Origin of the sequence: Halomonas sp. AOP13-D3-9 (assembly GCF_052379125.1) — a bacterium.
In the GTDB taxonomy this organism is placed as follows: domain Bacteria; phylum Pseudomonadota; class Gammaproteobacteria; order Pseudomonadales; family Halomonadaceae; genus Vreelandella.
Window position 1 is genome coordinate 47,851 of sequence record NZ_JBQSYH010000009.1, and the last position, 13,487, is coordinate 61,337.

A 13,487-nucleotide genomic window follows, 5' to 3' on the forward strand; every position below is an offset into this window, starting at 1 on the left:
AGTGACAGTAATGAGGACAGAGCCTTGACGACTCTGCCCTTGAAACAGATAGCGTTAATTAGGTTACCCGCTGGCCCGGCTCTGCACCGGTGTCGGGGGAAAGCAAATAGATACCTTCTTCATTGGCAGAGGCTAACACCATGCCTTCCGATACGCCAAAGCGCATTTTGCGCGGTGCCAGGTTGGCGACCATGACCGTTAAACGGCCTTCCAGGGCTTCCGGGGCGTAGGCGGAGCGAATGCCGGAGAAGACGTTGCGGGTTTCACCACCCAGGTCGAGGGTCAATTGCAGCAGTTTGTCGGCGCCTTCGACGTACTCGGCTTTGGCGATGCGCGCAATGCGCAGGTCGACTTTGGCAAAGGCGGCGAAGTCGATTTCCTCAGCGATAGGGGCTTCCGCCAGCGGGCCTTTGGGCGCTTCTTTCAATTTTTGCTCTTCCACGAGATCTTCCTTCGACGCTTCAATCATGGCATCGATTTTGTCGCGTTCAACCCGGGTCATCAGCGGCTTGAACTTGTTGATCGAATGATCGGTGAGCACGCTGTGACGAGTGTGCCAATCCAGCGACTCAACGTTAAGAAACTCTCGTGCTTGTTCGGCCATGGCGGGTACCACGGGCGCTAGATAGACCATCAACTGGCGGAACAGGTTAATGCCGACCGAGCATATGTCTAGGACTTCAGCATCGCGGCCATCCTGCTTGGCCAGTGCCCAGGGCTCTTTATCGGCAATGTAGGTGTTGGCTTCGTCCGCCAGCTCCATAATTTTGCGCATTGCGCGGCTAAATTCACGGGCTTCAAAGTCGTCGGCGATATCGTCACCGGCGGCTATAAAACGTGCCACCATCTGTGGCTCAGCGCAGTGGCTGGATAGATTTCCACCACCGAGCTTTTTAACAAACCCGGCGCAGCGGCTGGCAATATTGACCACTTTGCCGACCAGGTCAGAGTTAACCCGCGCGGCAAAATCTTCCAAATTCAGATCTAGGTCATCGACTTTGGAAGTGAGTTTGGCGGCAAAATAGTAGCGCAAGTATTCTGGATTCAGGTGATCGGCGTAGGTGGCGGCTTTAATAAAGGTGCCGCGGGATTTCGACATCTTGGCGCCGTCTACCGTCAGGAAGCCGTGGCAGTTGACCGCGGTGGGGGTGCGCAGGTCTGCGCCATGCAGCATGGCGGGCCAGAACAGCGCGTGGAAGTAGACGATGTCCTTGCCGATAAAGTGATATACCTCGGCATCGGAGTCTTTGTTCCAGTAGCTGTCGAAGTCGAGGTCTTCCCGGTCGCATAGATTCTTGAAACTGGCCAAATAGCCAATCGGCGCATCCAGCCAGACATAGAAGTACTTGCCGGGGGCGTCGGGAATTTCGAAGCCGAAATAAGGCGCATCGCGGGAGATATCCCACTCGTTAAAGCCGGACTCAAACCACTCCATCAACTTATTGCGGATCTGCGGCTGCACATGGCCGTCGTCAATCCAGCGCTGTAAGAAGTCGGCAAAATCGGGCAGCTTGAAGAAGTAGTGGGTCGAGGTGCGTACTTCGGGGGTGGCGCCTGAAATTGCTGAAACCGGGTTGATCAAGTCGGCGGGGGTGTAGGTAGCACCACACTTTTCACAGTTATCGCCATACTGGTCATCGGCGCCGCACTTGGGGCAGGTGCCTTTAATAAAGCGATCCGCCAGAAATAGACCTTTTTGCGGGTCGAACATCTGCTCGATATCGCGGGTGGCGATATGGCCTTTATCACGTAGGCGCTTATAAATCATTTCGCTGAAGTGGCGGTTTTCAGCGGAGTGGGTGGAGTGATAGTTGTCGAAACCGACGCCAAAACGGGAAAAATCTGTTTGGTGGTCGTTGGATACCCGCTCAATGAGCGCTTCAGAGGTAATCCCTTCCTGCTCGGCACGCAGCATAATGGCGGTGCCATGGGCGTCATCGGCACACACGTAGTAGCACTGTTGGCCACGGCTTTTCTGGAAACGCACCCAGATATCAGTCTGGATATACTCAAGCAAGTGACCGAGGTGAATAGCTCCGTTGGCATAAGGGAGCGCGCTAGTCACCAAAATGTTGCGCGTGGCGGTAGTAGACATGGTGAAGATTAATTCCGAGTGAATAGGGGTGCCGGTTCGGCAATAACAAACACACGGCGAAGTTTCAAAAGACTTCGCCGCTGACGCGGTTGGCGATAATGACTAGTAGAGTGCTTGCTCCTCTTGAACGACTTCGCGCAGTAGTTCTAAAAAGAGTTTATCTGCCTCAGAGTGCTCGGCTGGGTCTTCCGGGATGTGCACACTGGTGGTATCGGAAATTTCGTTGGCAATCCTGGCCATTGCTGCTGGGCTATTACCTTCTGTTAACTGCTGCCTGGCAACCGCCAGGGACTGCTCGAGAATTTTTGGATCTTGCAGCAGTTTGCGAATAAAACCACGTAGCTCATTGATGACACGTGTTTTCTGAATTTCTGAACCGGACATGGGAATCTCCTCAGGGTCGCAATTGACGACAGCGCCAAGCGAAACCAATCAATGCCTTGACCATAGCATTTTTTGCGCCAACGGGCATGCGTTGCACGGCTTTAAAAAGCTAAATTAAAGCGCAGGTTTACAGCGTCAATCGACCGGCCTTGTGTTTAACGGGATTCGCGTACTGGGCAAGCCAGTAGGGACGCAGAGGCTCAGGTACTTCGGCAAGCCGAGCCTTAAAACGCTCTCGATCTTGTCGAGTGATCGCTTTACGAGCCACTAGTTCAGGCGCTTCGCCCAACGCCTCTAAAGCTAAATAGTGACTGGGGAACAGGCGGTAGCCACCAATCACTTGGCGATCAATCTCAGCCGCGACTTCGTCAGGGGTTGCCACGTCAGACCCTACCGGCGTGCCAAAATGTAGCCGCACGCGGCCTTTGGAGCCGGTAATGCCCGCCACAATCGAGCGAATATCTTCAAACTCACTTTTAGCGTAGCTGCCTTGGGTATCGATATCGTGCAGTTCCTGGGCTTTTTGCACGTCGCAGGGGTCGTACTCGTAGCTAATCGATACCGGTACCAGTTTCAGTTCCGCAATGGCCTCGCCAAATATCATATCGCGCTCAGCGTTACGTCTGGCCATCGTCAACATTTTAATGATCGCTGGCTCAGTGTGATCGATGCCGTTTTTGGCACGTCCTTCGCGCTGGGCCATCCAGATAGAGTGCTGGTCTTCGGTAATGGTATGGCGAATATAAGCGGAAAGTTGCTGGTACGCTGCCAGCATCGCGCGCTTACCGCGAGCGCTGCGCGGCACAATAAAGCTCTTGTTAAGCCGCATCAGGTCGGTGACGTAAGGCTTTTTGAGCAAGTTGTCCCCAATAGCGATACGCACGGTGCCGCGACTTGCCTGATACAGCGCATAGTTGACGAACGCGGGATCCAGCGAGATATCGCGGTGATTGCCAATAAAGAGATAGGCGCCGTCGGGGTCGAGTTTGTCTAAGCCAGTCACTTCAAAGGCGTCTGTGGTGGTACGAATCATGCGCTCCATGTAGTGGGCAATGCGCATTTGAAACTCGTAAACCGACGAGACGCCTTTTACTTCACGGCGCACGGCGCGGCTGGCAAAAACACGCGCCAGTGATGGCGCCCAGCGTGCCATACGCGGCAGCCGAAAGCGGGTCAGCGCATCTAGCAGCTCGTTGTCCCGTGAGAGCCTGGCAAGCACGTCGGCCACTTCATGATCCATAAAGGGCCGAATATCGGCCCACGGGTCTGTCTCGGTAGCGGCGGTGGTAGCGTTATTGTGATCAGTCATGCGAACCGTTGGATGATAAACCATGTGTGATTAGAAATAGGTATCGATTAATGGCATCGAGGCGAAGGTATATAGAACCAATTACTGCGCCGCGGGTTCCCGCTGCGTCTCGCCGCCGAGCCACTCTATCAAGCGGGGAATATCCGTGGATAGCGCCTGCGCCATTAAAATAAAGTCTGTTTCCAGGCGAGCAAGCGCATCATCGCCATCGTCAGCATGGTCGGCTTCTTCAATCAAGGCATCGCCAAAGCGTAACGATTTCAGCGCCAAATCATCGTGTAATACAAAGCTTAACCGGCCTTCCAGGCTAATGGCGAGTTTACTGGCTTGGCGGCCACTCTCCAGCAGCTGCTGAATTTCATCGCTGTCTAGATCGACCTGGCGAGCACGCAGCACGCCGTCATCACCTTTGGCTTTAAGCTCAACCTGATCACCCAGCTGCAGATCGGCAGGCCGGCTAGTCGTATCGCCTAGCCAGGTGGTCATGGCGCGGATAGGCAGCGTTTGGGAGCTTAACGGGGTGACTTTTAAGCTGCCCAGGGTTTCGCGCAGCAAATCCAGGATGTCTTCGGCGCGGGTGCGCGAGCTGGCATTGATGCCAATCATCTCGCCGCGGGTGTCCCACCAGAGATCAATTTTCTGGCTGCGCACGAAGGCGCGGGGCAGTAAATTCTCGGTGACCTGCTCTTTTAGCGCGGTTTTTTCTTTGCGGGTTACTTTACGACCTTCGCTGGCCTCAATGTCGGCGACCTGTTCATCAACTTCTTCTTTGACCACAGAAGCAGGTAGTAAGCGTTCTTGGCGCAGGGCTGAAAGCAGCCGGTGCCCTTGGATTTCGTGCACCAGCTGGCCTGCGCCCAAACGCCCGGCAGGTGCTGTCCAGCCAAGGCGACGCGCATCGGCGTTGCCCAGTGGTTTAGCGGAGTGCTCGTCTAAGGCGCTAGCCAGCGCATCAATGGATAATTCCGGCGCGTCGTGTAGGCGGTATAAATGCAAGTGCTTAAACCACATGGAGCCAATCCTGTTTAAAATGTGGCACATTATGGCGAAAGCGGGGCATTCCTACCAGCGGCGGCCGCCAATCGTCTCTGTTGCACGCGTTTCAAACTTATGTTTGATTGGATCGTTGACTAATTCATAAAGAAGGAACTGTTATGACTGCATCACTTTCACGAGTTCAATTACGTGTTCGCGGTTTTCACCTAGATGGCTACGGCCATGTCAATAACGCCCGCTATCTTGAGTTTATGGAGGAGGGGCGCTGGGATTTCTTTGATCAGCATCCTGCAATGATCAAAGAGCTCCATCAGGCCGGACGGGCGTTTGTCGTCGTCAACTTGAATATTGATTATTTGGCGGCAGCGGGGCACGGCGACGACCTGGAGATTATGACCGGGATCGTTGATATAGGTGAACGCAGTGGCGTGTGTCACCACCGTATCGTGCGTCAAGATGGCACCGTTATCGCCCGTGCGGATTTAACCTTCGTGCTGCTTGATATACGTGCCAATAAGGCCGCTGCCATTGAGGGAGAGCTGCGTGAGGCGTTAGCCGCGTTAACCTTGCCAAAAGAGGCATTTAGCCCCTAAACGGCTTTGCTGAGCTCCCTGGCTGCCCTTGATGCTTTTGCAGTGGTATGATGGCAGAGTATTTGCGCGCCGTCCTATTGTGTTTTTAGGGCGGTGTTTTTAAGCGCTTTCAACTCTCGCAGTGCCAATGCAGTGCAAAGGATCTGACTTTCATGGGTGACATCGCCAGAGAAATCTTGCCCGTCAATATTGAAGACGAGCTTAAACAGTCGTATCTCGACTATGCGATGAGCGTCATTATCGGCCGCGCGCTTCCCGATGTGCGGGATGGCCTTAAACCGGTTCACCGGCGTGTGCTGTTTGCCATGCATGAACTGGGTAATGATTGGAATAAACCGTACAAGAAGTCGGCGCGTGTCGTCGGCGATGTCATCGGTAAATACCATCCGCACGGTGATAGCGCGGTATACGACACCATCGTACGTATGGCGCAGCACTTTTCGATGCGCCATGTGCTGGTCGACGGCCAGGGTAATTTCGGTTCGATTGATGGGGATAACGCAGCTGCTATGCGTTACACCGAGGTACGCATGTCGCGCCTCGCCCACGAACTGCTCGCCGACCTTGAGAAAGACACCGTCGATTGGGTGGATAACTACGACGGGACCGAACGTATCCCCGCTGTTTTACCTACCAAAACGCCCAATTTGCTGATCAACGGCTCATCGGGTATCGCGGTCGGTATGGCGACCAATATTCCACCGCACAATATGCGTGAAGTGATTGATGGCTGCTTAGCGTTGATCGACGACTACACGCTGTCGGTGGATGACTTAATGGAGTACATCCCCGGCCCTGATTTCCCCACCGGGGCGATTATCAATGGCCGCGCGGGCATTTTGTCAGCCTATCGCACCGGTCGCGGGCGTATTTATGTACGTGCCTGCCATACCATTGAGCACCATGATAAAACCGGTCGCGATCACATCATTATTAGTGAGCTGCCGTATCAGGTGAACAAAGCGCGGTTGATTGAGAAGATTGCCGAGCTGGTGAAAGAGAAGAAGATTGAAGGCATCGCCGAATTGCGCGATGAGTCGGATAAAGATGGTCTGCGCGTGGTGATTGAAGTTAAGCGCGGCGAGTCCGGCGACGTCGTGGTCAATAACCTGTTTGCTCAAACGCAGCTGCAAAATGTGTTCGGGATTAACATGGTGGCGCTGGAAAACGGCCAGCCGCGCACGCTCAACCTGAAAGAGATGCTGGAAGCCTTTATTCGCCACCGCCGCGAAGTGGTGACCCGGCGCACGCTGTATGAGCTGAAAAAAGCCCGTGAGCGTGGCCATCTGTTGGAAGGCTTGGCCGTTGCTATTTCCAATATCGACCAAGTGATTGAGCTGATCAAAGCCTCGCCGAATGCGGCAGAAGCGCGCGAAAAGCTGCTCGCCAAGACATGGCAGCCCGGCCAGGTAACCGCCATGCTGGAGCGGGCTGGCGCCACATCGTGTAAACCAGAAGAGCTGGAAGAGGGCTTTGGTTTAAATACTGCGGCCACTTCTTATCGGCTTTCGCCTGCCCAGGCGCAAGCGATTCTTGAGCTGCGCCTGCACCGCTTGACAGGTCTTGAAACCGAGAAGCTGCTCGATGAATACTTAAATATTCTTGAGAAAATTGCCGAGCTCACTGAAATTCTGGCTTCAGCCGATCGCTTGATGGAAGTGATTCGTGAAGAGCTGCACGCGGTGCGTGATCAGTTTGGCGATGACCGTCGTACGGAAATTCAGGCCAGTCACCTGGATCTCTCCATTGAAGATTTGATCGCCGAAGAAGATATGGTGGTCACCGTGTCCCGCTCTGGCTACGCCAAGACCCAACCGCTGTCGGATTATCAAGCCCAGCGCCGTGGTGGTCGCGGTAAGTCTGCCACCGCAATGAAAGACGAAGATGTGATTGAGCACCTGCTGGTGGCCTCGACGCATGACACCGTGTTGCTGTTCTCCAACCGCGGCAAAGTGTACTGGTTGAAAGTCTACGAAATGCCCAACGCCAGCCGCGGCTCTCGCGGCAAGCCGCTAGTGAATATGCTGCCGCTGGAAGAGGGAGAGGCGGTTAACGCCATCTTACCGGTGCGCGACTACAACCCCGATAACTACATCTTCTTTGCCACGGCCAAAGGCACCGTCAAGCGCACTAGCCTTGAGCAGTTCTCGCGCCCACGTAGTGTTGGTTTGATTGCGATTGACTTGGAAGAGGGTGACCGCTTAGTCGGCGCGGCGATTACCACCGGTAACGATCACGCTATGCTGCTGTCGTCTAACGGCAAAGCGATCCGCTTTGAAGAGGGCAAAGCCCGCGCCATGGGTCGTACTGCCCGCGGCGTGCGTGGTATGCGTTTGGCAGGCGACGCGGAAGTCATCAGCTTGATTATTCCCAAAAGTCAGCAGATTGACGCTGAAGCAGATGCCGAAGAGGAAACGCAGGATGGCGCCCAAGAGGGCGTTATGGCCGAAACCACCGATGGTCAAATCTACATTATGACCGCCAGTGAAAATGGTTACGGCAAACGCACTCGCTTGGAAGAGTTCCCGCTGCGTGGCCGTGGTGGCCAGGGTGTTATCGCCATGCAAACCAGCGAGCGCAATGGTTCGCTGGTGGCGGCGATGCAGGTCTATGACAGCGATGAAATGATGCTGATCACCGACCGTGGCACGCTGGTGCGCACCCGCGTGGAAGAGGTCTCTACCACCTCGCGTAATACCCAGGGTGTGATGCTGATTCGTCTCGGCAAAGAAGAGAAGCTGGTCAAGACGGTTCGCGTTGACGAACCCGAAGAGAGCGATGAACTCACTGCTCTTGAAGGCACTGATCTTGAAGAAGGTAGCCTTGATACCCAGCCGAGCGAATCATCCGATGACGGAGAGGAAACGGGGACCGATGACACGTCACTATAATTTCTGCGCAGGGCCAGCGGCCCTGCCAGTCGCTGTGCTGGAACGTGCCCGGGAAGAGCTGCTGGACTACCAGGGGCGCGGCCTTTCCGTGATGGAAATGAGCCACCGCAGCGATGAATTTATCGCCATTGCTGAGCGCGCTGAAGCTGATCTTCGTCAGCTTTTAGGCGTGCCGGATAATTATAAAGTGCTGTTCTTGCAGGGCGGTGCCAGCATGCAGTTTGCCATGCTACCGATGAATCTATTGGGTCAGGGCGGTAGCGGTAACTTTATCCAGACCGGCATCTGGGGCAAGAAGGCACTTGCTGAGGCCAAGCACCTGGGTTTCGGTTGTCATGTGGCAGCCAGTAGTGAGTCCAACGGCCATACGGCGGTGCCAGCGCGAGATGCGCTGCAGGTAAGTGCTGATGCTGCCTATTTGCACTACACCTCTAACGAAACAATTGGTGGTCTGGAGTTTGACTATACGCCCCATGTGCAGCGGTCCGACGGTGCTAATGTGCCGCTGGTCTGCGATATGTCGTCAAATATCCTTTCTGGGCCCATCGACGTTAGCGAATTTGGGGTGATCTACGCTGGGGCACAGAAAAACATTGGCCCCGCCGGGTTAACGCTGGTGGTCGTGCGTGACGACCTGTTAGGTAAAGCTCAGGCTAATATACCTTCGCTGTTTGATTATCAAATGCTGGCAGACGCAGGCTCGATGGTGAATACGCCGCCTACTTACGCCTGGTATTTGGCCGGCCTGGTCTTCCAGTGGCTGAAAGACGATATCGGTGGGCTGGCGGCAATGGATACTATTAACCAGCGTAAAGCCGATAAGCTCTATGCAGCGATTGATGCCAGCGAGTTGTATAGCAACCCGATTGCCAAACATAACCGCTCGCGGATGAACGTGCCTTTTGTCTTAGCCGATGCGGCGCTGGATAAGGCGTTCTTACAACAAGCCAATGCGGCGGGGCTGCTTAACTTAAAAGGCCACCGAAGCGTGGGCGGTATGCGTGCCAGCCTATATAACGCGGTGCCTGAGTCTGCGGTAGATGCCTTAATTGCATTTATGGCTGATTTCGAGAAAACAAGAGGCTAACCACCATGTCCGATACGTCGATCAACCTGGACGAACTGCGCCAGCGTATCGATCAGCTCGATAGCGATATTCTGAATCTGATCAGCGAGCGAGCTAGCTGTGCCCAGCAGGTGGCGCATGTGAAGCTGGCTGAAGACAAAGATGCGGTATTTTATCGCCCTGAGCGGGAAGCCCAGGTGCTTCGGCGCATTATGGCGTTGAATAAAGGCCCGCTTGATTCCGAAGAGATGGCGCGCCTGTTCCGCGAAATCATGTCGGCGTGTTTGGCGCTTGAGCAGCCAGTTAAAGTGGCCTATTTAGGCCCAGAGGGCACTTTTACTCAGCAGGCGGCGCTCAAGCATTTTGGTGAAAGCGCGGTTAGCCTGCCCATGGCAGCCATTGACGAGGTGTTTCGCGAAGTAGAGGCGGGCGCCGTACATTACGGTGTGGTGCCGGTGGAGAACTCCACCGAAGGGGTGGTCAATCACACCCTGGATACTTTCATGGACTCTTCGATCAAAATTTGTGGCGAGGTGGTACTGCGTATCCACCACCACTTACTGGTCAGTGAAAACACCCGCCGCGATAAGGTCTCGCGTATCTATTCGCACCCACAGTCTTTTGCGCAGTGTCGCAAGTGGCTGGATGCGCACTTTCCCCATGCGGAGCGGGTGCCGGTTTCCTCTAATGCGGAAGCGGCCAAGTTAGTTAAAACCGAGTGGCATAGTGCTGCCATCGCGGGCGATATGGCGGCTAAGCTCTATGGTCTGGAGCATATCGCCGAAAAAATTGAGGACAGCCCGGATAACTCCACGCGGTTTTTGATTATTGGTAACCAGGATGTGCCCATGGCGGGGGAGGATAAAACCTCCATTGTGGTCGCTATGCGTAACCAGCCAGGTACCTTGCACGCATTGCTGGAGCCGTTCCATCGCCACCAGATCGATTTAACCCGTCTTGAAACACGTCCTTCCCGCACCGGGGTGTGGAACTACGTGTTTTTTATTGATTTTAAAGGCCATCGTGATGAGCCTAAGGTCGCGGCAGTACTTGAAGAAGTGCAACTGCGGGCAGCGGATCTACGCGTGCTGGGTTCCTACCCCATAGGCGTGCTGTGACGTTAATGGTCGATAACAGCGTAAAAGCATCAGCTTGTCATGAATCGCGCCTATTGATTGTTGGGCTGGGGTTGATCGGTGGTTCCCTTGCGGCAGCACTGCGCGCTTCAGGATTTAATGGGCAGATTGCTGCCTGTGATCCTGATGAGCAGGAGATCGCACGCGGTATCGAGATGGGACTGATCGATTCGGGCGGTGCCTATCTAGTCGAGCAAGTCAATGACGCCACCATGGTGGTGCTGGCGGTGCCGGTGCTCGCCATGGAAAGCGTGATGGCCAGTTTGGCCGAAGCGCTACCTAACGCGTCGGCTGATGTTGTAATTACCGATGTGGGCAGTACCAAGGCGACCATCCGCGCCTGCGCTCAGCGGGTGTTTGGTCAAGTTCCCGCCAACATGGTGTTGGGCCACCCCATTGCCGGTTCAGAGAAAAGCGGTGTAGCAGCGGCAAATCCGCGCCTCTATGTGGAACACAAGGTGATTCTGACCCCTGAGCCGAACGTCGATCGTAGTGCTTTACAGCGCGTTCGGTGCTTATGGGAAACCTGCGGTGCCGAGGTGCTGGAAATGGACGTTGAGCGCCATGACCAGGTGCTGGCGCGCACCAGCCATTTGCCTCATCTACTGGCATTTTCTTTAGTAGACACGCTGGCCCGGCAGGACGAGCGGTTAGATATTTTCCGTTACGCAGCAGGCGGCTTTCGCGATTTCACCCGTATCGCGGGCAGTGACCCGGTGATGTGGCGGGATATTTTTATTGCCAACAAAGAGGCGGTACTGGCCTCGCTGGATGATTTTGAATCGGGGCTTTCTCGCTTGCGTCTTGCGGTAGAGGCCGGTGACAGCGATGCGCTGATTGCCACCTTTGATCGGGCGAGCCACGCCCGGCACTATTTCGACTCTTTATTGAACAAAACCAGTTATCAGGCGGAATATCATATGCAACCACAAGGTAAGGTCACCTACCGTGTGCAGCCGGGCGGTCAAGCCCAGGGGCGTTTACGTGTACCGGGCGACAAATCCATGTCGCACCGCTCTATTATGCTGGGCGCGTTGGCGGAAGGCGTCACTGAAGTAAAAGGCTTTCTGGAAGGTGAAGATAGTCTGGCGACTCTGCAGGCATTTCGTGAAATGGGCGTGGCGATTGAAGGGCCGCATCAGGGTAAGGTCACCATTCATGGTGTCGGTATGCATGGCTTAAAAGCCCCCGCAGGCCCGCTCTATGTGGGTAACTCGGGCACCGCTATGCGGTTGTTTTCAGGACTGCTGGCTGGCCAGGCGTTTGACAGCGAGCTAACCGGTGATGAATCGCTGACTAAGCGTCCTATGGGGCGTGTGGCTGACCCGCTGCGGCTGATGGGGGCCACCATTGATACCGCTGAGGGCGGCCGTCCACCGCTGAAAATTCGCGGGAGCGCCAAGCTTAAAGGCATTGATTACGATATGCCGATGGCCAGCGCCCAGGTCAAGTCCTGCCTGCTGTTGGCCGGGCTGTACGCCGAAGGCGAAACTCGGGTGCGCGAACCTGCGCCGACCCGTGATCATACCGAGCGTATGCTCAATGGTTTTGGCTATGCGGTTTCCCGTGAGGGCGATACCTGCTGGCTTAAGGGTGGCGGTAAGCTAACGGCGGGGCCGATTGATGTGCCATCGGATATTTCCTCGGCGACCTTCTTCCTGGTGGCTGCCGCGATCACCCCAGGCTCAGATATCACCCTTGAGCACGTGGGCATTAACCCAACCCGGATCGGCGTGATTAATATTCTTACCCTAATGGGGGCTGATTTGGCGCTAGAGAACCAGCGTGAAGTTGGCGGGGAGCCGGTAGCGGATATTCGTATTCGCTACGTACCGCTTAAAGGGATTGATATTCCTGTCGATCAAGTGCCACTCGCCATCGATGAATTTCCTGCCCTGTTTATCGCTGCCGCTAATGCCGAAGGCGTAACGCGGCTGCGAGGTGCTGAAGAGCTGCGCGTTAAAGAGTCGGATCGCCTTCAAGCCATGTCCGATGGCTTGGCTGTTTTAGGTGTGCAGCACACCACAGTAGAAGATGGTATCGATATTGTCGGTAACGGTAATGCGCAAGTAGCCAGTTACGGCGGTGGGCGTGTCGATAGCCTGGGGGATCACCGCATTGCCATGGCGTTTGCCATTGCTTCGCTGCGTGCCAGTGACGACATTATCATTGAAGATTGCGCCAATGTGGCCACCTCGTTCCCTGACTTCGTCGAGTTAGCGACACGCATTGGTATGGGCGTTAGCGTGGAGGGTGCTCATGATTGATCGCGTTGCCGCTGTTCCCGTGCTCACTATTGATGGCCCCGGCGGGGCAGGTAAAGGTACCATCAGCGGTTTGGTAGCAGAACGCCTGGGTTGGCATCTACTGGATAGCGGAGCGCTTTATCGGCTGACGGCACAAGCGGCGTTGAAGCATAACGTGGCGGTCGACGATGAGGTTGGGCTTGCACGCTTGGCGGAGCAGCTGGATGTGGCCTTTCCGGTTGAGGAGGGGCAGCCGCGTACCTTTCTTGAAGGTGAAGATGTTGGTCAGCAAATACGTACGGAGCAGGCCGGTGAGCGTGCCTCCCAGGTGGCAGCGCTGCCTGCGGTTCGTCAGGCGCTCTTACAGCGCCAGCGTGATTTTTGCCAAGCGCCAGGCTTGGTGGCAGATGGCCGTGACATGGGAACGGTGGTCTTCCCCGATGCCTCACTAAAGATTTTTTTGACTGCCAGTGCCGATGAAAGGGCACGTCGCCGTCATCTGCAGTTGCAGGAAGCCGGGGTGGATGCTAGTCTTTCGAGTCTTTTAAAGGAGATTCAGGCACGCGATGCACGCGACACGCAACGTAGTGTGGCTCCTCTCAAGCCGGCAGACGATGCCATTACGCTTGATACCACGCGCCTGAGCATACCGGAAGTGGTTGATCGACTGACCGAACTGCTCGCCCAAAGAGGGCTGGTAAGCGGCGTGTGATTCTCCCTTGCGGCGTTTTTGGATAGGTGTCACGACGTGGCAGGGCACTAAACTCACAT

General features: G+C 55.2%; 10 protein-coding genes. 6 read left to right on the plus strand and 4 right to left on the minus strand.

The features are described from left to right. Nucleotides 1-58 precede the first annotated feature (58 nt). From metG to ACT3UM_RS11365, 4 genes are all read right to left on the minus strand, one after another. On the minus strand, nucleotides 59-2,095 hold the full coding sequence (gene metG / locus ACT3UM_RS11350; RefSeq protein WP_498898846.1) for a methionine--tRNA ligase: 2,037 nt from the start codon (nucleotides 2,093-2,095) through the stop codon (nucleotides 59-61). 102 nt (nucleotides 2,096-2,197) lie between these two features. Next, nucleotides 2,198-2,479: a hypothetical protein gene (locus tag ACT3UM_RS11355; protein WP_035579049.1), complete on the minus strand. Its 282-nt coding sequence runs from the start codon at nucleotides 2,477-2,479 to the stop codon at nucleotides 2,198-2,200. A 127-nt stretch (nucleotides 2,480-2,606) separates the two neighbouring features. After that, nucleotides 2,607-3,788: a 1-acyl-sn-glycerol-3-phosphate acyltransferase gene (locus ACT3UM_RS11360; protein WP_498898848.1), complete on the minus strand. Its 1,182-nt coding sequence runs from the start codon at nucleotides 3,786-3,788 to the stop codon at nucleotides 2,607-2,609. Nucleotides 3,789-3,869: 81 nt separating this feature from the next. Beyond that, the gene (locus ACT3UM_RS11365; protein WP_498898850.1) at nucleotides 3,870-4,799 is read right to left on the minus strand and encodes a recombination-associated protein RdgC; all 930 of its coding nucleotides are present in this window, start codon (nucleotides 4,797-4,799) and stop codon (nucleotides 3,870-3,872) included. 143 nt (nucleotides 4,800-4,942) lie between these two features. Here ACT3UM_RS11365 and ACT3UM_RS11370 point away from each other — a divergent pair, with 143 nt between their 5' ends. The 6 genes from ACT3UM_RS11370 (at nucleotide 4,943) to cmk (ending at nucleotide 13,428) form a co-directional block, all read left to right on the plus strand. Further along, complete coding sequence (locus ACT3UM_RS11370) at nucleotides 4,943-5,377, plus strand: acyl-CoA thioesterase (protein ID WP_498898852.1); 435 nt, start codon at nucleotides 4,943-4,945, stop codon at nucleotides 5,375-5,377. Nucleotides 5,378-5,529: 152 nt separating this feature from the next. Next, nucleotides 5,530-8,268 (plus strand): DNA gyrase subunit A, encoded by a 2,739-nt coding sequence (gene gyrA / locus ACT3UM_RS11375; protein WP_498898853.1) that lies wholly within the window; start codon nucleotides 5,530-5,532, stop codon nucleotides 8,266-8,268. Further along, nucleotides 8,252-9,355, plus strand: a complete 1,104-nt coding sequence (serC, locus tag ACT3UM_RS11380) for a 3-phosphoserine/phosphohydroxythreonine transaminase (protein WP_498898855.1) — start codon at nucleotides 8,252-8,254, stop codon at nucleotides 9,353-9,355. The genes gyrA and serC overlap by 17 nt, the downstream gene beginning before the upstream one ends. Before the next feature lie 5 nt (nucleotides 9,356-9,360). Continuing rightward, entirely contained in the window at nucleotides 9,361-10,452 is a 1,092-nt protein-coding gene (gene pheA, locus ACT3UM_RS11385; RefSeq protein ID WP_035579064.1) for a prephenate dehydratase, read from the plus strand. Between the two features lie 5 nt (nucleotides 10,453-10,457). Next, nucleotides 10,458-12,737, plus strand: a complete 2,280-nt coding sequence (locus ACT3UM_RS11390; protein WP_498899103.1) for a bifunctional prephenate dehydrogenase/3-phosphoshikimate 1-carboxyvinyltransferase — start codon at nucleotides 10,458-10,460, stop codon at nucleotides 12,735-12,737. Then, on the plus strand, nucleotides 12,730-13,428 hold the full coding sequence (gene cmk / locus ACT3UM_RS11395; protein WP_498898857.1) for a (d)CMP kinase: 699 nt from the start codon (nucleotides 12,730-12,732) through the stop codon (nucleotides 13,426-13,428). The genes ACT3UM_RS11390 and cmk overlap by 8 nt, the downstream gene beginning before the upstream one ends. The last annotated feature ends 59 nt before the right edge of the window (nucleotides 13,429-13,487 follow it).

What these genes read in the sequence shown, in the direction of transcription:
- metG (WP_498898846.1), bottom strand. Translation starts at nt 2,095, where the DNA reads ATGTCTACTACCGCCACGCGCAACATTTTGGTGACTAGCGCGCTCCCT.
- gyrA (WP_498898853.1), top strand. Translation starts at nt 5,530, where the DNA reads ATGGGTGACATCGCCAGAGAAATCTTGCCCGTCAATATTGAAGACGAG.
- serC (WP_498898855.1), top strand. Translation starts at nt 8,252, where the DNA reads ATGACACGTCACTATAATTTCTGCGCAGGGCCAGCGGCCCTGCCAGTC.
- cmk (WP_498898857.1), top strand. Translation starts at nt 12,730, where the DNA reads ATGATTGATCGCGTTGCCGCTGTTCCCGTGCTCACTATTGATGGCCCC.
- ACT3UM_RS11355 (WP_035579049.1), bottom strand. Translation starts at nt 2,479, where the DNA reads ATGTCCGGTTCAGAAATTCAGAAAACACGTGTCATCAATGAGCTACGT.
- ACT3UM_RS11390 (WP_498899103.1), top strand. Translation starts at nt 10,458, where the DNA reads ATGGTCGATAACAGCGTAAAAGCATCAGCTTGTCATGAATCGCGCCTA.
- pheA (WP_035579064.1), top strand. Translation starts at nt 9,361, where the DNA reads ATGTCCGATACGTCGATCAACCTGGACGAACTGCGCCAGCGTATCGAT.
- ACT3UM_RS11365 (WP_498898850.1), bottom strand. Translation starts at nt 4,799, where the DNA reads ATGTGGTTTAAGCACTTGCATTTATACCGCCTACACGACGCGCCGGAA.
- ACT3UM_RS11370 (WP_498898852.1), top strand. Translation starts at nt 4,943, where the DNA reads ATGACTGCATCACTTTCACGAGTTCAATTACGTGTTCGCGGTTTTCAC.
- ACT3UM_RS11360 (WP_498898848.1), bottom strand. Translation starts at nt 3,788, where the DNA reads ATGACTGATCACAATAACGCTACCACCGCCGCTACCGAGACAGACCCG.